We start from the raw sequence: 23,859 nt of genomic DNA, 5'->3' as shown, positions 1-23,859 counted from the left end.
GCGAAGCGGCGCATGAAGACGATCTCGGTGGGGTTCATCGGCGCGGGCTTTTCCGCCCATCTGCATGTCGAGGGCCTCAAGCAGGTCCATGGGGTCGGCATCCGCTTGGCCACCGTGACCGCCACCAGGCCCGAGCGCGCCGCCGCCTTCGCCCAGGCCCATGGGGTGGCGAAGACCTGCGCGTCCTGGCAGGAGCTGCTGGCCGAGCCCGGCATCGACGTCGTCTGCCTGTGCGTGCCGAACGCGCTGCACGCGCCGATCGCGGTGGCGGCGGCGAAGGCCGGCAAGCATGTCATCTGCGAGAAGCCGATGACCGGCGCCTTCGGCAGCGCCGGAGGCTCGGCCGGTCCCGAGCGGGCGCGGCGGGAGCGCGAGCAGGCCCTGGCATCGGTCGGCGAGATCGAGCGGGCGGTGCGCGAGAACGGCGTGCTGTTCCTCTATGCCGAGAACTGGGTCTACGCCCCGGCGATGGCCAAGACCAAGCGGCTGCTGAAGCAGGCGAAGGGGGCCATCATCGACATCCGCGCCGAGGAGAGCCACAGCGGCTCGCACGCCCTGCGCTCCCGCCGGCGCGAGACCGCGGGCGGCGGGTCGCTGCTGATGCTCGGCTCCCACCCGATCGGGGCGGCGCTGCACCTCAAGGCCTATGAGGGCGAGATCGCCGGCACCGGCCCGATCCGGGCCACCTCCGTCACCGCCGAGGTCGCCGCGCTCTACGACACCGACGCCGTCCGCCGGGCCGGCCACAGCTGGCTGGTCTCGGACTGGCAGGATGTCGAGACCTGGGCGAATCTGGTGATCGGCTTCAGCGACGGCACCAAGGCCGTCGTCACCGCCTCCTTCGCCGCGCTCGGCGGCGTGCGCAACACCTTCGAGGTCTACACCACCAACGCCGTCTATCGCGGCGCGATGACGCCGAATGATGGGCTGACGGCGTTCACGCCCGACCCGGCCGCCTTCGGCACCGAATATCTGCACGAGAAGATCGAAAGCCGCACCGGCTGGATCTCCGTCGCCCCCGACGAGGACTGGGTGCGGGGCTATCCGCAGGAGATGCAGGACTTCGTCGAGGCGATCGCCCAGGCCCGCGAACCCCTCTCGGGCCTGGCGCTGGCGAGCGGCGTCGTCGAGGTGATCTACGCCGCCTACGTCTCGGCGGAAGAAGGCCGCCGGGTCGATCTCGACCGCAATTGACGCCACACCGCAGGAAACCAGGGAGACCAGGGCCGTGCTCACCGAATTCAACCACTATGGCATCGTCATCCGAGACCTCCGGAAATCGCTCGCCTTCTACCAGCACATCCTGGGCGCGAAGATCGTGTTCCAGGGCCTGATCCCGTCGACCCGCACCGACGTCGTCTATCTGCAGATCGCCGGCGGGCTGATCGAGCTGCTCCACCGGGCCGAACCGGCGCCCGACGAGGTCTTCGGCGTGACCCATATCGCCTTCCTGAGCGACGATCTCGACGCTGATTACGCGCGCCTCGTCGCGGCGGGCCACGAAGGGCTGGTGGCGCCGAAGGTCGCGGGGACAGGCCATGGCCGGCTCGCCTTTCTCCGCGACCCCAACGGCGCCCGGGTCGAGCTGATCCAGCGCGACGGGAAGATGCGCGTCGATCCGATCGAGCACCCGATCGTCAAGTCGTTCGACCACTATTCGCTGACGGCGAATGACCTCGACGGCGCGCTGGAGTTCTATCAGGGCAGGCTGGGCATGAAGACGCTGAAGCTGATGCAGGTCCCGGCCACCCAGCTCTCCATCGTCTACCTCCACTATGGCTACGACGTGCTCGAGCTGCTGCACCGGCCGACGCCCAGCACGGCCGGCTCGATCTACGGCCATTTCGCGCTGCGCGTGGACAGCGTCGACGCGGCGCTCGCGGCCTTCGCCGCGCAGGGCGTGCCGGCCGAGCCGGGCACGCCGAAGCCGGCGGGAACCGGCATCGGCCGCATCGGCCTCATCCGCGATCCCGACGGCGTCAAGATCGAGCTCGTCGACCGGTCCGACCTGCGCGACCTGTGAGCGGGCTGCCGGGATTCAGTCCGACCCGGAGCGTGGTGGGGATAGCTCCGGGTCGGACTGGATGGCGCCTAGGACCACGGCATCCAAGCATATTTAGCGCCTCGCCGCATCGGGCCGTCGATCCCCCATTTCGAGGGGATCGGGCCGTCCCAGCCGGGTGTTCGTGATCCGATATCCGTCGCCGCCCTCCTCCGCGGCGGCCCGACGCCGGACGCGCTGACGGCCTTCTCGCCAAGGCGCTTCCATTGAACGGATCTGACCGCAGGGCGCCGGTCGCCTCAGGCAACCGCGCGGCTCGCCGGCTGGATGTCATAGACGCTGAGCGGTGCGCTCTTGCCCTTGAGGGCGATCGGGTCGAGCGCGCGGAACGCGAGCGGCAGGTCCAGGCCGGTCGCGGCCTCGACCACGGCGACGGTTGCGAGCGTCTGCCTCGGCTTGGCGGCCGCACACAGGCGGGCGGCAATGTTGACGTGATCCCCGAGCACGGTGAAGTCCATGCGATCCCGTGCGCCGATCGCGCCCATCACCACCTCGCCCATGTCGATGCCGATGCCGATCGCGAGGTCCCGGTCGGGGCTGGCAGCCGAGGCATCGGCCATGTGCGTCTGCATGGCCGTGGCGCAGCGCAGGGCGTCGGCGGCCATGGTCGGGCCCTGGAACACGGCCATGACCTGGTCGCCGACGAATTTGTCGATGTCGCCATTGTGGGCGGCCACCAGATCGGCCTGGGCCGCGAGATAGAAATTCAGCGTCTCGACCACCGTCTCCGGGTCGCGGCTTTCGGCGAAGGCCGTGTAGCCGCGGATGTCGGCGAAGAGGATCGCGACTTCGCAGCGACTTCCGCCCAGGCGAACGCCGGCTTCGTCCGACTGCCGGATGGCATCCATCGTGCCGTGGGACACGAACTTGGCCAGTTCGAAGCGTTCGTTGATCTGCACGATCATGTTGTTGATGCGCTTCGCCAGCTCGCCGATCTCGTCCCTGGAGCGCACATTCCTGACCTGGACCCGGTAGTTCCCCTTGGCCACCTCGTTCGCCGCCTCCCCGATCGCCAGGATCGGGCGGCTGATGCGATGGGCGAACACCGCAGCCCCCAGACCCGCGACGGCGAGCCCGCCGATCACCCAGTAAAAAAGGCTCTCGATCATGACATCGGCGGCGTAGTACGCGTCGGCCTCCCTCTGCTCGACGATGACGGCCCAATCGAAGCTGCGGACGAAGGCGAAGCTGCCGAGCATCGCGGTTCCATCCGGCCGCGAATAGGTGTCGACGCTGATGGCGCGAGCCTGATCGCCCTCGCGCGCGGCGAGCGCCTTGCTCACGATCTCGCGCCGGCTCAGCTGCTTGACCTCGCCCGACTCTTCCAGCTCGGGGTCGAACAACTTCCGCCCCTGCGCGTCGACCGTGGTGATCATGCCGACCTGGCGGAACGGCTGGCCGGCGATGAAGTCCCGGATGCGGCGGAGATCGATCCGCGCCGAGAGCACCGCGCGCGCGCCGCTGAACCTGCTGTCGAGCGGAAGGACCACGGTCGCGAGCCAGGTGTCGGTCTTCGGCTCGTAATCGACGGCCGTGATCCGCGCCGCCGTCCCCCCATCGGGCGCCACGGCCAGGATCACCTCCGGCGGCACCCGCAGCAGGGGCAAAGGCTGGATGCCCGCTTCCGTCAGCGTCGTGCTGAACCGGTTCTGCGAGATCACCAGCGGCAGACGGCCGCCATCGAGGGTGATCTGCAAGGCGACGATATCCGGCAGCTGGGCAATGCCGTGGGTGAGGATGGCGACCTTCTCGCCGACGCTCGCCTGCTGGCTGTCGACGGCGCTGCGGATCAGCAGGAGGGGGGCCAGCCAGGCGCGCTCATAGATGTCGTCGATCTGGCCGGTCACCTCGCGGACCGTGGTGACCAGCCGCTCATTGGCCGTGCTCTTCATCTCGTCGCGGGCGATCCGGATCAGCGACTGCCCGGCGAAGAGCAGCGGCAGCGCGGCGATCAGCGCCGAGAACAGCAGCAGCTTGCGGCGGAGGCTCAGCGACAGGGGCCAGGACAGCGAGCTCACTCCGGGGATCCGGGCGTGGGCGTCCCAGTCACCTGCAACGGCGACCGCCGGCGGACCGTGGCGACGGTGTCGTCGGTCGCCACGCCGCAGGGCAGCCCCGAGCTGTCGGTGACCGTGAGCGCCACCGGGATCTCGCCGGTCTGCCGGAACAGGTGGCGGACGCGCTCGCCGGTCTCGACCGTGCCGTCGCCGATCCGCCACACCTGCGTCAGCGCGCCGCCGTCGGGGTCGCTGGACCGCGAGCCGTCGAGCAGCACGGCGTCCGCCGCGCCGCCCACGAAGGCCTCGAACGGCGGCCCGGCATCGGCGATCGGCGGCGCATTGACCACGACCCGCGTCGACCTGCTGGCCGCGGCGCAGCTCGACGCCGTGTCGTCGGTGACGGTCAGCACGACATCATAGGTTCCGGGCTTGGCGAAGACATGGGTCGCCTTCGCCTCCTGGGCGCTCTCGCCGTCGCCGAAATCCCACTGGTAGCGGACGATCTGGCCGTCATCGTCGTAGGACGACGTGCCGTCGAAGGCGACCTCGGTCATCGGGCAGACCAGGCGCTGCGGGCCCGGCACCGGCACCGGCGGCCGGTTCACGTGCAGGATTCGGGTCTGCGGCCGGCGGCTGACGGCGAGGGCATGGCCATCATCCGGGATGACCGTCACGTCGTAGCGGCCCGGATGCTCGAACCGCCTGACGAAGGTGCGGGCCCCCTTCGTCCCGCCCGCGTCGCGCCAGCCGTCGCCCGCCGGCTTCGCCGCGGCGTCGACGACGAGACGAACGTCCTCGCCGATGCAGGCGGCGGCCGGCAGGCCGATCTCGGGCGTGGGCGGCGGGCGCACGACCAGCATCTGCTCGACCGTCGCGGACGAGTTCTCCACGCCGGCCTCGTCGGCGACCGTCAGGCGCAGCTTGCGGGCACCAGCGGTGCCGAAGCGACGGTTGACCCGGACCCCCGTCGCCGTCTCGCCGTCCCCGAAGTCCCAGCTGTAGACGGCGATCGCCCCGTCCGGATCATGCGATCGGCCGGCATCGAGGAGCAGCTCCTCGCCCTGGGAAATGCTCTCGGGCGCTGTGATCACGGCGACGGGCGGGGCATTGACGTCCACGACATGCGTGCCGATCACCCGCTGGCAGGTGGGGGAGGTCGAATCGCTGGTCACGGCCAGGGTGACCTTCTTCCGGCCGGGTTCGGTGAAGCGGTGCGTGACGACCGCGCCTTCGGCGGACTTGCCGTCGCCGAAATCCCAGCTCCAGCCGGTGATCTTGCCGCCCGGAATGGCGGAGCCGGAACCGTCGAAGGTGACGTCGCCGAGCGGCGCCGCCGCCCGGGCGACGATCTTGACGACCGGTCCCCGCAGGATCCGGACCGACATCTCGTCGGTGGAGTGGGGATCACACTTGCCGAAACGCTGGCCTTCGATCTTCAGGAACAGCCGGTAGTCGCCGGGACGTTCGTAGATATGGTTCGGCTTCTCGCCGATCGCGGACTTGCCGTCGCCGAAATCCCAGTCGTAGCGCTTGATCGTCCCGTTCGGATCAAACGAGCGCGAGGCGTCGAAATCGATCGGGGACATCGCGCAGGCTTCGATATCCGGGCCGGCATCGGCATAGGGGCCCTGGTCGACCTTGACCGACACCCGGTCGACACCGTCGCTGTTCGACAGGTTGGCACTGTCCCTCACCGACAGGGTGACCGGGTAGACCCCCTCGCTGCGATAGGTCTTGGTCGGGTTGACGATGCCGGAGCCTGTCCCGTCGCCGAAATCCCAGGTGTAGCGCAGCGCACCGCCCTGCGGATCCGTGGATTTCGATCCGTCGAAGGTGATCACGTCGCCGGTGCAGACCTCGCGATTGCCGCCGGCATTCGCGATCGGCGGCTTGTGGATGACCAGGGATCTGGCGGCCTGATCGACCGAGTTCCGGAAGCCTTTGCCGTCATCGACGACGAGGATGATCGGGTAGGTGCCGCCGCCCGCATAGGTGTGCTGCACCGTCGCGCCGATGGCGGAGGCGCCGTCGCCGAAATCCCAGCGATAGCTGAGGGCATCCCCATCGGGATCGACCGAGCCGGTGCCGTCGAAGGAGACGACCAGGCTTTCGGTCACCACATCGTCGCCGGGGTCGGCGACCGGGGCGTGGTTGACCGCGATCTCGACCTCGCGGGACTCGAAGCCGTTCGACGCGCCGCTGTCGTCGGCCACGGTGAGGCGGGCGGTGTAGAGCCCGGGCTCGGTGAATGTCCGCTCGACCTGCGCGGTGGACACGGCTTTGCCGCTGTCGCTGAAATCCCAGCGGTAGCTGACGATCCGGCCGTCCGGATCGTAGGAATTCGCGGCGCTCAGCCTGACCACGTCGCCCGGCGCGGCGATGCGGTCGGCGCCCGGGTCGGCGACCGGCGCGGCGTTGACGGTGATCCTGGCCTCCTTGTAGTCGACGGCGTCGGCATCGCCGCTGTCGTCGGCCACCGCCAGCCTGACATCATAGATCCCCGGCCGGGCGAAGCTGTGCGACGCGACCCGGCCGCTCGCCACGCTGCCGTCGCGGAAGTCCCAGCGATAGTCGGTGATGTCGCCGTCCTGGTCGAGCGAGCGGCTGCCGTCGAACACCACCTTTTCGCCGGGCGCGACGATCCGGTCGGGCCCGGGGTCGGCGACCGGCCGGGCATTGACCACCACGGTCAGGCTGTCGGTCGCCGCGTTCAATTTCGTTCCCGACCGATCGGTCACCGTCAGGCGGACCTGGTAGCGGCCATGGGTCTCGTAGACATGGGTCGGCCGCGGCCCGGTGCCGGTGCTGCCGTCCCCGAAATCCCAGGCGTATTCCGCGATCGCATCGTCCGAATCGGTGGAGGCGGTGCCGTCGAAGGTCACGGCGCTGGCGGTGACCAGCTGATCGGCGCCGGCCAGTGCGACCGGCGGGGCGTTCACCCGCACGCTGAGCGTGCTTTCATTGGTCGCGGAATCGGTGCCGGAATCGTCCCGCACGGTGAGCTTCACCCGATAGAGGCCGGGCTGGCTGAAGGCGTAGGTCGTCTGTTCCCCGGTCCCCGCGCGGCCGTCGCCGAAATCCCAGTCCCAGGCCAGGAGGCGGCCGTCCGGGTCGCCGGAGGCCGAGCCGTCGAACGCCAGCGGCTCGCCGACGGCGGCCGTCCGGTCCGGACCGGCGACGGACAGCGGCGGGGCGTTGACGACGATCGTGGCCGTGGCCGATGCCGTCGAGTTGGGCAGGCCGGCGTCGTCCGTGACGGTCAGCGTGACGGTGTAGGTGCCGGGCTTGTCATAGGCATGGGGCGGCTCGGCGGCCGTGCTCCGCGTGCCGTCGCCGAAATCCCAGGCGTAGGCCGTGATCCGGCCGTCGGGATCGAAGGACCGGCGGCCGTCGAAGGGGATGCTTTCGCCCACCGAGACGCGGCGGCCGGGGCCGGCAACGGCGACCGGCGTCGTGTTGACGACGATCGCGGCCTCCACGGTGTCGGCACCGCAGGGCTCGCGGGAGCTGTCATCGACCGTCAGGCTGGCGAGATAGCGGCCCGGCTTGTCGAAACGCCGGCTGACCTTGGTGCCGGCGAGCGTGGCTCCATCGTTGAAGTGCCAGGTCAGGCGCCGGATCGGCAACCTGCCGGCCACCGACCCGCTGCCGTCGAACGCGACCTCGGCGCCCGTTGCCGCGGATGCGGGGGACGCGATGCGGGCCTCAGGGGGCACCTGCACGTCGACCGGGACATCGGTCGCGGCCCCGTCGCCGATCCTGGCGGAGGAGCCGAGGATCTCCAGACGGGCCTTGTACCGGCCCGGCGCCCTGTAGTCGTGGCGGACCAGCGGACCGTCGGCGGTGGCGCCGTCGCCGAAGTCCCAGCGATAGGCCAGCGGACCGCCCTTCGGATCGACGGACCTGCCGGCATCGAAGGAGACCGACCCGCAGGCCGCGAGATCGACCCGGTCGACCGCCGGCTTCGGCCGGACGAGGGCCGGCCACAGCTTCACCGGAAGCTCGAACCGTACCGGCGCGCCCGCGGCATCGGCGATCATGAAGGTGGCGTCGTTCGGCATCTCCACGCCGCGGCCGAAGTCGAGAGCGGCCTCCGCCCCGGCCGGGCCCGGGACGGAAGAGACCTCGGTCGTCGCCCACTCGTCCTGGCCGGACGCCTTGAGCGGAACCGAGGAGAAGGCGGTCGTCAGTTGCAGGGTCCCATGGGCCAGATCGAAGCCGTGGACGACCAGCCGGTCGGCCCCTGCCGGCGGGCGGAACCGCAGCTGCGCGAAGGATTTCTGATCGGGGACGCGGACGACGGGCCGGTACGCGAAGATCTCCAGCCCCTCGGGCTCCACCTGCCGGGTTTCGCGGGCGCTCACCGCGACGTCGTAGACGTTGCCGGCGGCCCCCTCGAGGCCCTGCACCAGCAGGCGGAAGATCCGCCGCCCGTCCACGGCTTCGCCCTGGCGCGGATCGACGACGGCCACATTCCGCCACTGGCCGACCGCCTCCGGCTCCGCGCCGAAGACCTTCTCCGCGATCAGCGTGCCCGCAGCCGACTGCTCGGGCGATGGCACGGCGGGAACCAGCGGGGGAACCCAGAACGCACCGGGGCCGCCGAACACCGCGTAGCGGGTCCGGTTCGCCCCGGCCGGACCCATCGTCTGGTCGAATTCCGGGCCGATTCCGGGATCGAACACGTTGATCCACAGCCGCTCGGTCGAGCCCTCCGGCACGCTGACATAGATCGTCTGCTCGCGGTAGAAGTCGCCTTCCCGGGTGGGCGCATCCCGGCCGAAGGTGATCAGGGCCGGCCTGTCGTCGGCCTGCACCGGCGACGCCCATGCCCCCGCCAACACCGCCAAGGCGATGCCGAACGCTGTCCTACCCGAGTGTCCTGCCGTCTTGCTCATCGCCCCCGCCCAAGCCTTCCCTCGATGATCTCCCGCTCAATCCATGCGGTATGACTGCCGGTTGCCGGCAGCATCCGTGAGCTCCACCTGCCTGACCGCCGCCGATTTCAGCCTTCCGCGGGGGACCGGGATCGAGCCCTGATAGGTCTGCGTGGTGCGGTTGAACCGGAGCACGCCCTCGGCCGCCTCCGCCCCGTACCCCACGGTCGCAAGCGCGGTCGCCGCGAGCCCCGAGGCGTCCGAGGCGCGGATTTCGAGCGCCGCGAAGGACCCGGCATCGCCGGTTTCGGGCGTGAGCTTGGCCGCGACCAGCCGGGGCGGATCCTCGTCGAGCGTGATCGTGAACCGGGCGACGTCGGTGTTGCCGAGCCTGTCGGTGGCGACGAGCTCGATCGGGTTGTCGCCGGCGCGCAGGCTGACGATCTCGTCGAAGGCGCCGTCCTTCAGCATGACCTCGCCGCCGTTGAGGAGGAGCGTCGCGCCGGCCTTGGCGACCTGCCCTTTGACGAACACGGTTTCAGAGGCGGTGAGCCGGGGCAACTCCTCCGAAAGTGTGATGGTCGGCCGCTCGCGGTCGACCACGATGTCGAGCCTCTGCGCGGTGCGGAAGCCCGACGGGGCGGTGACGACGACCGAGAGCGAATCCTCGTCGGCGCCGAGCTCGATGTTGAGGGCGAAGCGGCCGGCCGGATCGCTGGCTGCCGATCCGCGCAGAGTGCCGTCGGCGCCGACGATATCGATCCGGGAGTCCGGCTTCGTGCGGCCGGCGAGGGACACGGTGTCGCCGGCGGCCAGCACCCGGCCCGCCGGGTCGCGGGGAACCGACGCGTCCAGGACGACGGGCTCGGACCGGTCCGGCATGTGGCTGAAGCTGCGCAGCAGCCGCGTGACATTGCCGGCGGGGTCGGCCGCGACGATCTCGAGGCGGTTTTCGCCCTCGCTGGCCGCCAGTGGCCCGGCGAACCGCCCGAGGGCGCTCACCTCGACCGGACGGCCGTTCACGGAGACGGCGGCCCCCGGCTCCGTCTCGCCCCGGATCTCGATCGCGGCGTCGCGCTCGATCACCCCCTCGCCCGGCGCCTCGATCCTCAGGAAGGGCGCGACCTTGTCGATCACCACGGTGAAGCGCCAGGGGGCGGTGCGCTCGCCGGGCAGGCCGAAGGCGTCGAGGGCGGAGACCCGCCAGTAGTATTCGCCGGGCGGCAGCTGCTCGGCACGGAAGGCGGGCTTCTGCAGGCCGAACTCGGACACCAGCATGGTGTCGAACGACTGGTCGGCGCCGATCTCGAGCCAGTAGCCTCCGGCGCCCTCGGGGCCGGCCCAGGCGAGCTCGGCCGCGCTGTTGTAGGCGACGCCGTCATTCGCCGGCGCGGAGAGCCGGGGCGCGCCGAGCACGGCGCGCTTCTCGCCGGCTTTGCCCTTGGCGGAGAGGACGAGCCCCTCGTTCCGCCCGAGCACCACCGTCTCGCCGCTGGCCGCGACCGCGACGGGACGATCGTCGTAATTGGTGAACCTGGCGCCGGACGCGTTGCTGCTGACCCAGAAGTCGCCGGACTCGATGCGGGCCTTCGCCTCCGGGATGTCGACGGCGAAGCTCGTCCGGTCGCTCTCGCTGCCGAGCAGGGCGTAGAAGTCGCCCTCGACCAGGCTGACCTTCGCCTCCTCATGCCGGGTCAGCGGGTCGTAGCGCATCTCCTGGATGATGGCGTTCGAATTGGCGTTGAGCCGGAGCCGGCTGGCGTCGCGGAAGGTGAGCTGGGCCGTCGACTCGGACAGGGTGCGGACCTTTTCCTCTTCCACTAGCACGGCGCGGAGCTGAGCGTCGTTCCACGCCAGATCCTTCGGCTTCTGGGCCTCGACCCGTCCGTTCCTGTCGCTCAGCAGCGCCTCGGCGGCCTCGTCGCGCCGCTCTTCCGAGAGGACGAGGGCCTTCGTGGCCTCCGAGTGGGATTCGAGGGCGAGGTCCTTGGCGTCGCCCCAGGCGCGCTCGACGCGACGGCCGAGCGCCCGGTCGTAGAGATCGACGGCTCTGCCGATCTCGTCCGGCGCGAACAGCTGGGCGCCCGCGAGATTCGCCACCCGGATCTGGTCGGCGCAGCGCTCGAGGGCGCGCATGGCGGCGGCGACGAGATCCACCGGCACCCGCAGCGGCTGGCCGGGTGAGAGCTGGGCAACCGAAGCCAGATTGCTGGCCTTGAGGATTTCGGGCCAGAGATCGGGGTCGCCCAGATATCGTTCCGAGATCTGCCGGATGCTCTGGTTCGGCTCGAGACGGATTTCGACGGTTTCGGCCCGGGCGACCGGGATCGAAGCCGCCAGGGCAAGCACCGCCATGGACAGCCCATCAAGAGCTGTCCGTCCAGCCAATCTGGCGAGAGCGGCATAACCCACGGATACCCCCGTAGTTGGCGAAGGATCTCGGCGTCTCTCCTGAGGGTCTGTTGGCTCCCTGGAGCATGCCGCCAGATTGCGACGGTTTCTTTCGAGCTAACTATCAAGAATTATCAATAATTATCTCACAAAGCTGCAAAACGTCAATCTAATAGGGATTTATGCGGAGTGGCGGCACGGACCAGTCTCGCGCCATGTCGCCGGGCGCACAGGAGATCGTGAGTGGAGGCCGTTCCTTCCGGTATCCGCTGCTTTGCGGCCAGCGCGCGATAACTGACCCCGTTATCGCGCGCTGACCGCCGCTCTGGCGGGCTTCGAGGGTCGAAGACCGTCACTTGCCATTGCGGTCCCGGCCCGGCATGGTGAAGGTGATCCGAATAGGCACATATTCGGACGCGTGGGGGACGGTTCGTCGCATGTACCGTGTGGGGAAGGCCGGCTGGCTTGCCGGTTTGCGGGTTGCTGCAATTCTGGCGGCAGCGCTGGGCGTGGCCAGTTGCCAGCAGATGAGCCAAGACTCCCTCCCGCGGTTCAATCCATTGGCCACGGCGAATTTCGATGTCCCGTCGAAACTGGCGCGGCAGCCCTTGGGCTCGGTGGCGGTGACCTCTGCGCCGACCGATCTTCGCGCCCCACAGCTATACTTCGGCACCGATGGCGCCCCCGTCCCGGCCGGCGCGGGCGCCGCGCCGGTCGTTGTCTCCGGCCAGGGCGCACAGATCAACTTCGAGAACGCGGATATCCGCGACTTCCTGAAGGCTGTCCTCGCGGACACGCTGAAAGCCTCCTACAGCGTCGATCCGCGGATCCAGGGAACTGCGACGGTGTCCAGCAGCGCCGCCCTCAGCCGGCAGGACCTTCTGGCGACGGTCGAGACCGTGCTGCGGATGAACGGCGCCGCGTTGATTGCCGAAGGCGCGGCCTATCGCATCGTGCCGGCCGCCGAGGCCGCGGGCGGGCGGGTGATGGTGCAGCTGGGATCGGACCCGACGCCGCTGCCGACCGGCTACGGTGTGTCGATCATTCCCCTGCGCTTCGTCCAGGCGGCCACCATCGCACCGCTGATCAGCCCGGTGGCGAACAGCAACATGGTCCGGACGGATCCGGCCCGGAATCTCGTGGTGATCTCCGGAGCGAGCGGCGACCGGGCGGCGATCGCCGAGATGGTCGCGGCCTTCGATGTCGATGCCATGCGCGGCGTCTCCGCGGGGCTGTTCCCCCTGCGCCGGTCCGATCCCGCCTCGATGATCCGGGAGCTCCGCTCCGTCTTCAAGCTGGGCGCCGAGGGCACGCCAATGCAGGGCGGGATCGACTTCATCCCGGTGCGCCGGCTCAACGCGGTCATGGTGGTGGCCAGGCAGCCGGTGCGCCTGCGCCAGGCCGAAACCTGGATCAACCGGCTCGACCAGGGCGACAAGCAGGGCGTCCAGCTCTACGTGTATCGGGTCGAGAACGGCACGGCCGAGAACCTCGCCTCGATCATGGGCCAGTTCATGGGCGGGGGGCGCGGTGGCTCCTCGGGCGGGGGCAGCAGCCCGGTCGCTCCATCCTTGCCGGTTCAGACGGCGTCCACCGGCGCGTCCTCGATCCCCTCGCGCGCCGATGGCGGTGCGTTGGACACGGGCGCGGTAATGTCCGCCGGCGACAAGCTCGGCATCCTGTCGGATGATCTGAATAGCATGGTCGGCGGCAGCTCTGGCGGAGGTGGATCGGGTAGCGCGGGACGCGGTCCCGATCCGTTCGACGGCGCGCAGATCGTCGCCAACAAGGAGCGCAACTCGCTCATGGTCATGGCGACGCCGGAGGCCTGGCGGAAGATCGAGGCGGCGATCCGGCTGATGGACACGCCGCGGTACCAGGTGCTGATCGAGGCGACGATCGCCGAGGTCACCCTGACCGACCAGCTGCGCTACGGGGTGCATTTCTGGCTGGAGAGCGGGAACTTCTCCAGCGTCTTCACCCAGAACAACAGCTTCGGGGTCAACCCGGCCGTCCCGGGCTTCAACTTCATCATCAGCAGCGGAAATTTCCGCGTCATCCTGGATGCGCTCGCCAGCATCACCAATGTCCGGGTGGTGTCGTCGCCGTCGCTGGCGGTGCTGGACAACCAGACCGCGCAGCTGAAGGTCGGCGAAGCGACGAATTTGCTGTCGCGGGAAGCGTGAGCTCACGGGACAAACCGGCCTCCGGGGGAAGATACACGACGATCGGTCGTCGCCGGCTCCGCGCGGCCCAATCGGCCAAGCCCCTGACCTTCGATCCTGTCTCCACCACCCAGCCATGGCTGGTCGACCTCGCCACCGGCAGCCCGTGGCGCGGGCCGACGGTCCCCGTCAGCTGCTCGGGCAAAAATCCCGCCAACTCGCCGAGCCACCAGGCGAAGAAGCGGCTCCAGGATAGCCGAAGCAGATACAGCGGTACAAATTGCGACATGGCTGAGCCTGAAAGCGGCCTGGGTCAGGCGCAGAGAATATACCTCAAAGACGTTGAAGAACGGCTCCGGTGGCAAGGCCATCGCCGATTCCCGCCGAAGGACGGAACCCACCCGACTTGCGGTGTCACCGCAACTTCGCCCTGCTCCGGATCATAGGAGCCCCGTGCGCGTCACCCGAAATCCGGGTGTTGGGGCGGAGGAAGCGGTTACGGTGGCGACCCCGCGCCACTCCACAAGCTCGGATGGCCAACAGCGTCATCACCGAAGCTACCGTCTCGCCTATTGGCCTCATTGATCTAGGCGTGAATTATCTCCATAGAGTCGGAGTAGTTCGGATCTCGCTTCTTCAATAGTGGCTTGGTAATCGCTCGAAAACAAGACATCTATTTGCTTTTCGAGTTTACCTTCGAGTCGCCACAACACGATTTGTTCCGTGGAGTGCTGCGTCGGAAGCAATTGAGCGTCATCTGTTCGAGAGAGCCACTCAAACAACACCAGCGCCTCAGCCGGAGAGAGAGTGATTGTGATGGGCTTCTGTTCCATAATCCATCCTACCAGAGAACGCCGTGATTCAACACATCACTAAGCTGTCTTGGCCCGAGTTGGAAGCCCGTCACGAAGTTGCCCGCTGGTCCCTCGACAACATTAAGGCCGGTGGTCGGGTCGACATGATGAGTATATCCTGGCTGACCGTGATACTTTCCCGTTTTAGTTTGCACTCCGGGGCTATTGATAAATGATGTCACTTTTTCCTCGAATTGCTGTGCTGCTTTCTGGTTGAAGTTGCCCGTGAAGCCAAAATCTTCACCATGCTTCCTAAAGGCCTTTTCAACCGGTCTCCTCGCGAAAGTTAGCACCTTTCCTACCACAGGCGCCGCTGCCGCGCCGAGGCTTTGCGCCACATTCGCTACGCCTCCTGCTACGGAACCACCAACGACACCTCCAACTTCGTTAGTGACCGTTACACCGACGAGTCGACCGATCCCTTTCAAGACTCCGACCGCGAAACCGCCGGTTACAATATCTGTTGGAGATACTATCGGTGATTCGATGGAGTCTCCCGCATATCCCGGATGAGTTCTCATAAAATCATGGCGCGCTGCCATATGATATGCTTCTAAATCCCCGTCACGCAAATCACGGTTGTAATTGCCGCCAACTGATGGCGAATCGGGCCCAAGTTTACTTGCAGCATAATCCGATCCAACCTGATGTCCTGTCGGATCGCTCGTGTTGATCGGATCGTTAAAGGCATAAGCATACCGGTTGGTCCCCACGCCCGGCAGGGACGGATCCCACCAATCCGGCGAGATGAAGCGGCCGATGTCCGGGTCGTAGAGCCGGGCGTTGAGGTAGACTAGTCCAACCTCCGGGTCCTCCCGCTCGCCGATGAAGCCCTTGGTCTCCTCGGTCGTCCCCGCCGCCGCCGGCGTCTGCGTGCGCTTGCCATAGGGTGTGTAGGTCGAGAACTCCTCGTACCCCCGTTCCGGTTGGTCACCATCCGGACCGTGTTCAGGCCGTCACGGTGCAGGTAATAGGTCGCCAGCGAGGCGCCGCTGCCCACCCGCTTCACGTCGGGATGCGGGTACTTGGTCCAGGTCTCACGGGTGGTCGCAGCATTGTTGGCGCAGGTGACATCGGTCTTGCGCTCGATGTCGGGGCCAAAGCTGTCGACGCTCGGCTGCGTTGCACCCGTCGGGCAGCCTGCGCCCAACGGCAGTTCTTTGCGCCAGCGCGTCCCGTCCGGGCCGTACTGGAATGTCGCTGATGTTCCCGCGCCCGCGGCCACCGTGATCGACGTGGGCCGGTTCTCGCCGTCCCAGACGAAAACCCGTTCTGCGTTCGGCCCCTGCTTGAGATTCCCGGCGCCGTCCCACAGGTAGGTCTTGCCTCCGACGCTGATCGGCGCATGCGGCTTTGTCGGCGTAACGTTCGGATTGGCGGCGACGGCCGGATAGGTGTAGGTCCCCCGCGGGCCGCTCGTCATCCGCCCTGCCCAATCGTACTCGAAGCTCTCGTCTCGCGCATTGTCGCTGGAATCCGCCTTGGTCAGGCGGAACATCCCGTCATAGGTGTAGGTCCAGCTCTCCGCGGTGGCCCCGTTGGAAATGTTGGCCGTGGCGATCAGGCCTGTCTTAACGTCGCGACCATAACGGGCATAAAACCGCGTCGCTGAAGACCCTCCTGAACCGGGCTGGGTTATCGTGCGGTCGACGAGCCAAAGCCGTTTGGGATTGTAGGTGTTGGTCGTGGTCACGCCGCTGCTCGTGCCCAGGTTGCTGGCGTAGTACGTCGTCAGCGGCTGGCCCGACGCGGTGTAGGTCAGGGCGACGAAGTTGGGGATTTCCTTGAGGCGTCCTGCGCCGTCATATTTCCAGCTGCCCGCCGCACCGGTCGTCCCGATTTGGCCGATCTGGTCCCCGTCCGGATATCTGCGCCCCAGCACCCGACCGCCGGCATCGTACTGCGTCGTTGCGGTAACGGTGCCGGTCGGGTCAGCCTGAGTGCAGGTGGTCGCCTTGGTCGCACTGCTTGCCGTTGGCGCCCATAGCGTCCATTTCTGCCGGAGGACCCTGCCGGCGACGTCGTAGTCGGTGCACAGGCGCCCGATGGCATTCACCTGGCGCACCAACTGGCCCTTGTTCGCGTATCCCGCTGCGCCGCCATCGTAGAAATAGTCGGTGACCTGCCCTCCACCGACCGGTTCGGTGTCGAGCCGAACTCGTTTGCGCGTGACCCGGCTGAGCGCGTCGTAGGTGTAGCTGATCGTCGTTTTGCGGGAGTCCTTCTGCCACAGCAGGCGATCGGCGACGTCGTAGTGATAGGTCGTCACTCCGAGATCCGGGTCGTTCGCGGAGGTCCGCCGTCCGAGCGTGTCGTAGCCGTAGACCCACTGCGCCCCGATCGGGTCGGTGATCTTGATCAGCCAGCAGGGCCAAAGCGAGCCAGCGCGTGGGGAGACGGAGCAATGCCATGCTCAGGGCTCCAGCCGCGGCTCGATGCGGGCGCCGACGCTGAACCGGTCCCGGCCGGTCTCGCGGTCGCGCGTGCTCGGGGCCAGGAAGCGGGTGTCGGCGAACCGGCCGGAGCCTTCGAGCACGCCGATCAGGGCGGAGGCGTCGGTCGCGCTGCCGCCGGCCCGCAGCGCCGCGTCCGCGATCGACAGGTCGGTCAGCCAGACATCGTCGGGCAGCAGCCGGCTGACCGATTCGAGCACGATCGACGCGGCCGGGACGGACCGGCGCTTGTCGTCGAGAAAGCGTTGGCTGTCCGACAGACCGGCGATCTCCTGCCGCAACTGCCGCACCTCCTCCGCCGCCGGCCGCGCCGCCGCGATCCGGGCCTGCAGCGCCGCGATCTCGTGGCCGCGCTGCCAGCTCTGCCAGCCGATCCACCCGCCGGCGCCGACCGCCGCGACGGCAAACAGGGCGGCGACGGCCAGCGCCGCGCGCCGCAGCCGGCGGCGCCCGGCCGTGGCGCGGTCCTCGCCAGGCGGCAGCAGGATGCGCTTACCGGCGGGCCCATCCAGCTCGACCGCGGCGATCGGCACATCGAGGCCAGCCAGGGCGCGCCGGGCTGGCTCGACCGCGGCGTCCGGCACCACGGTCAGCTCAACCTCGATCTTGCGCCCGCCCTCGGTGCGGCGCAGCACCTGCGTGGCGAGCCACACCCGGTCGCCCGGCCAAGGCATCAGCCGGTCCATCTCACGGCGCAGCAGATCCGGCAGGGACAACGTTGCCGCGGCCGGGAGCGTCAACTCACGGGACAGGCCGGCCTCGGGCGGCAGGTGCAGCACGACCGGGCGCCGCCGGTTCCGCGCGGCCCAGTCGGCCAGGCTGCGGACCCTGGAGCCAACCTCCACCACCCAGCCAAAGTCGGTCGGCCTCGCCACTGGTAGCCGGTGGCGTGGACCGATGGTCCCCGTCAGCCGCGGGGGCAGGAACCCGGACAGCTCGCCGAACCACCATGCGACGAAGCGGCTCCAGGATCGGTAAAGCGGGAGAAATGGTGAAGGATGGATCATGGCTCCGTTGAAGGGCTGCCTGCATCGGATAGCCGCCAGGGAAGGAACTCGCGATGGACGACCGTGTGTCACCTGCCTTGGCGTGCGGCACTGACTTTATTGCCTGCTGCTAGAGATCTTCCCTCATAGCCCGAAAATTCTTGGCTGAGTCTATTGGCGACCACAATCGCCAGCATGCAGTTCGCACCGAGGTTAGGATATAGAACGACAAGCCAACGGAGCAATACGAAGGAAGCAACATGTCCAGACAACTTTAACATCGCTCAAGCTCTTGGAGCCAATTCCATAATCTTTGACGAGAACGCTATAAATCGGGGCAAGGCAAGGTCACCCGCCTCTTTCAGGCGCGCCGATGCACTTTCAGCCAGCTCCGGCAAAAGATCCCATCTATGTAGAACTGCCGCGATTGCGAGTATTTTTTCATAGCGGACGGCCGGGATACTCACCAACGTTTCCGCCTCTCCGCCGAATGAACGTAGTATGTCAAAGACATCCTCTAATTTCCCGCCCTTCTTGAAGTACTCAATGCCGTGTGCAATCAGAGTTTCTGCAATGTCATCGGAGGCGCGATCAACATCTAGATCCGTAGACAGATTCCATCGCTTCTGTCCAATCCCCAATAGATTGCCTAACTCGACCCCAACAGTAGCGGTACTGCTCTTTTGAGTTTTTGAAAGTGATCTATAGCCATTCATCAGATCTTCAACAGAATCGAAGCGGATAGCCAGATTTACAATTACGTCAACATCAGAATCATCATGAGGAACAAATCCAAGATGAATCACATTTCGTCCCGAAGGTGTCTGTGCGTAGAAGCTTTGTCCTACTGGACGCTTGGAAAAACCAAGCGCACTTACCCTCTCGCCAATCTTCATCAGAATCTTGGTTTTTAGCTCGGAGACATGGCTGCTCATGGATATCGCATTTCTTCGGTTTCAATGCTCAACGTGACGCCCCGCAGATCTTCAGGAGAATTTTTCCCAACTATGGCTCCACCTTCTGTCGCCATTGCTGCGTCCTTCTCTCTTTGACTTTGGTTACGCACCGCATTACCAGATTTTATCTCGACGGCAACAACGCGCCCTTCAGGTGTTACAGTTAGATGGTCAACCACGCGACGGCCCGCCGACGTGTTCACCGAGACATGTGACCCAACGATCGTACTCCCCTTAGCTTGTATATCTAGCACTGCCTTGGCTTCGGCCGCGAGCCCGACCTCTCTATTTACCTGAACCAAAGCTCGTTGAGCAACGGCCGGTATGGATGCCTCGACGGTTTCCTTCGTGGCGAGTCCAATAACTTGACGCCCAGCCCAAACAGTACCACGCTTAGCAATGCCCGCCGGGCCAGTCGCCACCGTCTCTAAAGTTTCCCAGTCGCTGTAGACTGTCCCACTTTTAAAGAATCGGTCGGCTTCGTCTCTTTTTTGCTGCTCAGCTCTCTGCCTCTCTGCTGCAGCTTGGGCTTGGAGCCCGGCAGCCTCACCTGTAGGCATACGTCCTTGCGCATCGGCCATTCCGGCCCACTGGTGACCGGTTGGATCACTTTTGTTGATTGGGTCGTTGCCCGAATACGCATACCGGTTGGTCCCCACCCCCGGCTTGTTCGGATCCCACCAGTCCGCCGAAATAAACCGGCCGATCGCCGGGTCGTAGAGCCGGGCGTTGAGGTTGACCAGGCCGACCTCCGGGTCCTCCCGCTCGCCGATGAAGCCCTTGGTCTCCTCGGTCGTCCCCGCCGCCGCCGCCGTCTGCGTCCGCTTGCCGTAGGGCGTGTAGGTCGAGAACTCCTCGTACCCCCCGTTTCGGTTGGTCACCATCCGGACCGTGTTCAGGCCGTCACGGTGCAGGTAGTAGGTCGCCACCGCGGCACCGCTGCCCACCCGCTTCACGTCGGGATGCGGGTACTTGATCCAGGTCTCACGGGTGGTCGCAGCATTGTTGGCGCAGGTGACCTCGGTCTCCCGCTCGATGTCGGGGCCAAAGCTGTCGACGGTCGGCACTGGCGCCCCCGTCGGACAGCCAGCGATCGGCGGCAGGGTCTTGCGCCAGCGCGTCCCGTCCGGGCCGTACTGGAATGTCGCTGACGTTCCTGCGCCCGCGGCCACCGTTATCGAAGTGGGCCGGTTCTCTCCATCCCAGACGAAAACCCGCTCTGCGTTCGGCCCCTGCTTGAGATTCCCGGCGCCGTCCCACAGGTAGGTCTTGCCGCCGACGCTGATCGGCGCATGCGGCTTTGTCGGCGTAACGTTTGGATTGGCCGCTACGGCCGGATAGGTGTAGGCCCCCCGCGGGCCGCTCGTCATCCGCCCTGCCCAATCGTACTCGAAGCTCTCGTCTCGCGCATTGTCGCTGGAATCCGCCTTGGTCAGCCGGAACATCCCGTCATAGGTGTAGGTCCAGCTCTCCGCGGTGGCCCCGTTGGAAATGTCGGCCGTGGCGATCAGGCCCGTCTTAACATCGCGGCCGTATCGGGCATAAAACACCGTTGTTGGAGAACTTCCCGAGGTGGGACGAGTGATCGTGCGGTCGGTCAGCCAAAGCCGCTTAGGGTTGTAGGTGTTGGTCGTGGTGAGGCCGTCGTTCGGGTTCGCGTCGATGGCGTAGTACGTCGTCAGCGGCTGGCCCGAGGCGTTGTAAGTAAAGGCGACAAAATTGGGGATTTCTCTCAGGCGTCCGGCTCCGTCATAGCGCCAGCGATCCGACACCGTACCAATCGTCCCAACTTGGCCGCTCTGATCGCCATCCGGATATCGGCGCCCGACCACCCGGCCGCCCGCGTCATATTGGGTAGTTGCGATGACGGTCCCGGTCGGTTCTGGCTGCGTGGTGCAGAGGGTCGCCTTGGTCGCGCTGCTTGCCGTTGGCGCCCATAGCGTCCATTTCTGCCTCAGGACCCTGCCAGCGACGTCGTAGTCCGTGCACAGGCGGCCGACGGCATTCACCTGGCGCACCAGCTGGCCCTTGTTCGCGTATCCCGCTGCGCCGCCGTCGTAGAAATAGTCGGTGACCTGCCCTCCACCGACCGGTTCGGTATCGAGCCGAACTCGTTTGCGGGTGACCCGGCTGAGCGCGTCGTAGGTGTAGCTGATCGACGTATTACGGAAGTCCTTCTGCCACAGCAGACGATCGGCGATGTCGTAGTGATATGTCGTCACCCCGAGATCCGGATCATTCGCGACGATCCGCCGCCCCAGCGTGTCGTAGCTGTAGACCCACTGCGCCCCGATGGGGTCGACGATCCTGACCAATTGGTCCGCCGCGTCCCAGGAGAAGGTAGTGTAGGCCCCGTGGTCCTTATCCAAAGAATGTTCGGTCCTGCGTACCCGGTCAAAGGCGTCGTAAAACGTCACCCAAATCTTCCGTTCGGTCGGGTCGAGTGTCATTTCCCAGCGGAACGACTCGATGCCGGGGTGGACGCCATAGAGGGTCTGATAGGTCTCGCCATCCGGCAGGATCCGGGCGATCTGCCGGTCCAGCGCGTCATACCGATAGGTCGTTCGGGGTGCAGGATTCGCCGTCGAGTATTCGCCGAAATAGTACGGCACCGTCTCTCTGATAAGATTGCCGCGGCCGTCATACTCCTTGTCAACCGCGATGGTCTTGCCGTCCGGCCCGTCTGAAAAGGAGTGGCGGACCCGGCCGAGGCCGTCGAATTGCACTCGGCTGCTGATATACGCCTGGGTTGCGTTTGCCGGAGCCGGCCGGCGGCTTTCGACCTTTTGTGCTGCAGGCGAGCCGATTCCCGAATACAGCCACTCCTCATAGTCGTTCCCGGTCTTGACCACCTTCGTCGGTCGGCACAGCCAGTCATATGTCCATTCCGACCTCCGACCGTTCACGTCCGTGGTAGACCAGGGCTTCAGGCACGCCGGATGGATGCTGGCTTCAGTGACGTGCGGGTCTGCTGTCGATCCGACCTTCCTGATCACCTTCACCGGATAGAGGTGGAAGTCGCCATCATAGATGATGTCAGTGCGGATTTCCTGGTCCGTCCTGGGCTTCAGCGACGAAGCGATCTGGTTGCCCCGGCCGTCGTAGCCGAACCACCGCCGCACCCAGCCCCAAGTGCCGTTAGGCCCAGCTAACCCTCGCAGCTCGGCCGTCAGATTGCCCGTTGTGGGCGACTTTGTGCTGTCGATCTGATTGTCATAGACAAACCGCGTGTCCCGCGCCGCGCCGGCGGCGCTGCGCAGCAGCTTTCTTGCGGGCAGGTTGACGATGTATCGGCCGTCCGTAGTTGCGGGTTTGAAAGTAACGTCCGTGACCCGGTCGTCGAAGCCGCCCGCCGTACTATTGGGAGTATGATGCCCAAGCTCCTTCAGCTTCGTGACATTGCCGTAGATGTCGAACTCTCGCTCGGTCCGGCTGAATTGGACTTCTCCTTGGAAAAAGAGAGCGACCGTACTGCCTATGTTTAGCGATTTATAAGGAACGCGCGCACCGGCGACCGGCGGTGTCTCCTTGTATGTTTCACGTTCCTCGCGGAGTAGATACTCTTTATCATTATTCGGCTTGGCGCCGCCGGCCGGCCGCGAAAAGTAGCTGACCTTTTGGACCTTCCCTGCAGACGCAACGGTCTGCCTGAAGTCGTATTGCACGCCCGCAGTGTAGACGGTGCCGGTCGAGGTTCGCGGCGGCACGACGAAGGCGCTGGCGAAGCCGAGGAACTTCCGCTCGGCCGCGTCCCAGCGGCCCCCGGTGTAGGTGAACGTGGTCTGGGCCTGCGGCCCGACGCCATCCCATTGCTTTACCCAGCGGACGGTCTGCTGGACGAAAGGCAGGTTGAAATTCTTGAAGGTGGCCTGATCCGAGGACGGGGTGTAGCCGATCCAGGTCTGCCCACCGATCGGGTTGATGGTCCAGATCAGCAGGTCGGGAGCGACCGCCTGCAGGTCAGATCGGACCGGCGAGTACATGACGGTCACGGTCTTGCCGTAGCGGCGGAGGATGTCGGCCTTGCCGTCGCCGTTGAAGTCCGCGACCCCCTCGACTGTGTCACCGATCTTCAGGTAGCCGTTCGTATCGACCCACCTCTCCATCCAGCCGCCGCCTCGCGACAGCAGGATTTCCGCGCGCCAATTGGTGTTCGGGAACGGGAAGCCGCCGTCCGCCAGATTGGTGACAAGGAGGTCGGAGCGGCCGTCGCCGTCGAAATCGCCCGAAAACAACCGGCAGTCGATGCGGCAGCGAGAATCGCCGAACGGATATGTATTTTGATAATCAACGAGCTTGTCGCCACCATGTGACAGCGCCGTGACGAGCGCCGGTTTTCCATCCGGCGCCTCCCAGATCCTGGCGAGATCGGTGGCACCATCGCCGTTGAAGTCGCCTTGCGTGCCGACGAACCGCCAGCCGTTGTCCATGACGTTGTTCGCCACCCGCTCCATATAGAAGCGGCTGCCGGTCCGGTGCTCCAGCACGGCCGAGCTGGTGCTGTTCGGCGTGATCGTCGAAACCACCAGCTCCTGGCGGCCATTGCCGTTCAAATCGGGCGTGGCGACGACTTGTTCGTTATAGCCAATGTTGGGATTGAAGGACGTCGAGACAAAACCATTGCTCGTCCAGTACCACACCTTCTTTTTCTCGAACGGATGAACTTCATTGTTTTCGGCGAGGATAACAAATTCCACGCGGCCATCGCCGTCGATATCCGCCAACACGACGTCGCTCCCGTTGACGACATCCGGCGGATCGCACGGACCGCTATTGTCGGGATTGCCGCCGGGACAATACTTTCGAGTATCCGCGATCTGTAACCGATACGGAGATGTGTATTTGAGGCCTGACTGCCAGTATGCAAGATAGACATCGATCCACTGGCTGGAGATATGCGCGATATCGGCCTTTCCGTCGCCATTGAAATCGCCGGTGCGATAGCTGTAGTTGCTGCCATCCTTGTCAGCAAGATCACAGGTGGCGTCAGAGACCGTTTGGAAATTGCGGATGGGGGCTTTCTCGGCGAGCGAGGATATGATTCAAGCTATGGATGTGGACGGAACAGAGCCGTGGCCGGATGGCCGAGATCGCAAAGAAGACCAAGCGCTATCC

The 23,859-nt window shown here is 66.1% G+C and carries 13 protein-coding genes and 1 pseudogene; 4 read left to right on the top strand and 10 right to left on the bottom strand.

Features of this window, described 5'->3' with window-relative positions:
* The first annotated feature begins 12 nt into the window (after nt 1-12).
* Complete coding sequence (locus tag ACTOWL_RS28540) at nt 13-1,194, top strand: Gfo/Idh/MocA family protein (RefSeq protein WP_441324670.1); 1,182 nt, start codon at nt 13-15, stop codon at nt 1,192-1,194.
* A gap of 34 nt (nt 1,195-1,228) precedes the next feature.
* Nucleotides 1,229-2,023 carry a VOC family protein gene (locus tag ACTOWL_RS28535; RefSeq protein WP_441324669.1) on the top strand — a complete coding sequence of 265 codons (795 nt, stop codon included), beginning with the start codon at nt 1,229-1,231 and terminating at the stop codon, nt 2,021-2,023.
* A gap of 278 nt (nt 2,024-2,301) precedes the next feature.
* On the opposite strand, the gene ACTOWL_RS28530 is transcribed toward ACTOWL_RS28535, so the two are convergent.
* From ACTOWL_RS28530 to ACTOWL_RS28520, 3 genes are read right to left on the bottom strand one after another with little or no spacing between them, the layout of a single operon-like run.
* The gene (locus ACTOWL_RS28530; RefSeq protein WP_441324668.1) at nt 2,302-4,080 is read right to left on the bottom strand and encodes an adenylate/guanylate cyclase domain-containing protein; all 1,779 of its coding nucleotides are present in this window, start codon (nt 4,078-4,080) and stop codon (nt 2,302-2,304) included.
* A complete protein-coding gene (locus tag ACTOWL_RS28525; RefSeq protein WP_441324667.1) occupies nt 4,077-8,960 on the bottom strand; it encodes a PKD domain-containing protein in 4,884 nt (1,627 codons plus the stop codon). The genes ACTOWL_RS28530 and ACTOWL_RS28525 overlap by 4 nt, the downstream gene beginning before the upstream one ends.
* 36 nt (nt 8,961-8,996) lie before the next feature.
* Entirely contained in the window at nt 8,997-11,294 is a 2,298-nt protein-coding gene (locus ACTOWL_RS28520) for a FecR domain-containing protein (protein ID WP_441324666.1), read from the bottom strand.
* Between the two features lie 473 nt (nt 11,295-11,767).
* Between ACTOWL_RS28520 and ACTOWL_RS28515 the strand changes: the two genes are divergently transcribed.
* Complete coding sequence (locus ACTOWL_RS28515; protein ID WP_441324665.1) at nt 11,768-13,516, top strand: secretin N-terminal domain-containing protein; 1,749 nt, start codon at nt 11,768-11,770, stop codon at nt 13,514-13,516.
* 557 nt (nt 13,517-14,073) lie between these two features.
* Here the strand turns inward: ACTOWL_RS28515 and ACTOWL_RS28510 are convergent.
* The 7 genes and pseudogenes from ACTOWL_RS28510 to ACTOWL_RS28480 form a co-directional block, all read right to left on the bottom strand.
* Entirely contained in the window at nt 14,074-14,328 is a 255-nt protein-coding gene (locus tag ACTOWL_RS28510; RefSeq protein WP_441324664.1) for a hypothetical protein, read from the bottom strand.
* Nucleotides 14,329-14,336: 8 nt separating this feature from the next.
* A complete protein-coding gene (locus ACTOWL_RS28505) occupies nt 14,337-15,062 on the bottom strand; it encodes a colicin D domain-containing protein (RefSeq protein WP_441324691.1) in 726 nt (241 codons plus the stop codon).
* Nucleotides 15,057-15,185 (bottom strand): annotated as a pseudogene (locus tag ACTOWL_RS28500) (RHS repeat-associated core domain-containing protein); the annotation flags it as partial. The gene ACTOWL_RS28505 and the pseudogene ACTOWL_RS28500, both read right to left, overlap by 6 nt.
* The gene (locus ACTOWL_RS28495) at nt 15,143-16,618 is read right to left on the bottom strand and encodes a hypothetical protein (RefSeq protein ID WP_441324663.1); all 1,476 of its coding nucleotides are present in this window, start codon (nt 16,616-16,618) and stop codon (nt 15,143-15,145) included. The gene ACTOWL_RS28495 and the pseudogene ACTOWL_RS28500, both read right to left, overlap by 43 nt.
* A gap of 144 nt (nt 16,619-16,762) precedes the next feature.
* Nucleotides 16,763-17,677 (bottom strand): PilN domain-containing protein, encoded by a 915-nt coding sequence (locus tag ACTOWL_RS28490; RefSeq protein WP_441324662.1) that lies wholly within the window; start codon nt 17,675-17,677, stop codon nt 16,763-16,765.
* 395 nt (nt 17,678-18,072) lie between these two features.
* Entirely contained in the window at nt 18,073-18,723 is a 651-nt protein-coding gene (locus tag ACTOWL_RS28485; protein WP_441324661.1) for a hypothetical protein, read from the bottom strand.
* Nucleotides 18,720-23,468: an RHS repeat-associated core domain-containing protein gene (locus ACTOWL_RS28480; protein ID WP_441324660.1), complete on the bottom strand. Its 4,749-nt coding sequence runs from the start codon at nt 23,466-23,468 to the stop codon at nt 18,720-18,722. The genes ACTOWL_RS28485 and ACTOWL_RS28480 overlap by 4 nt, the downstream gene beginning before the upstream one ends.
* Nucleotides 23,469-23,639: 171 nt before the next feature.
* Here ACTOWL_RS28480 and ACTOWL_RS28475 point away from each other — a divergent pair.
* The coding region (locus ACTOWL_RS28475; protein WP_441324659.1) for a hypothetical protein at nt 23,640-23,859 on the top strand (220 nt) is incomplete at its 3' end.

This window comes from Inquilinus sp. CA228, assembly GCF_052078665.1.
Taxonomy (GTDB): domain Bacteria; phylum Pseudomonadota; class Alphaproteobacteria; order DSM-16000; family Inquilinaceae; genus Inquilinus.
The sequence above is the reverse complement of the archived record's forward strand: the minus strand, read 5'-3'. Positions and strand labels throughout refer to the sequence as shown.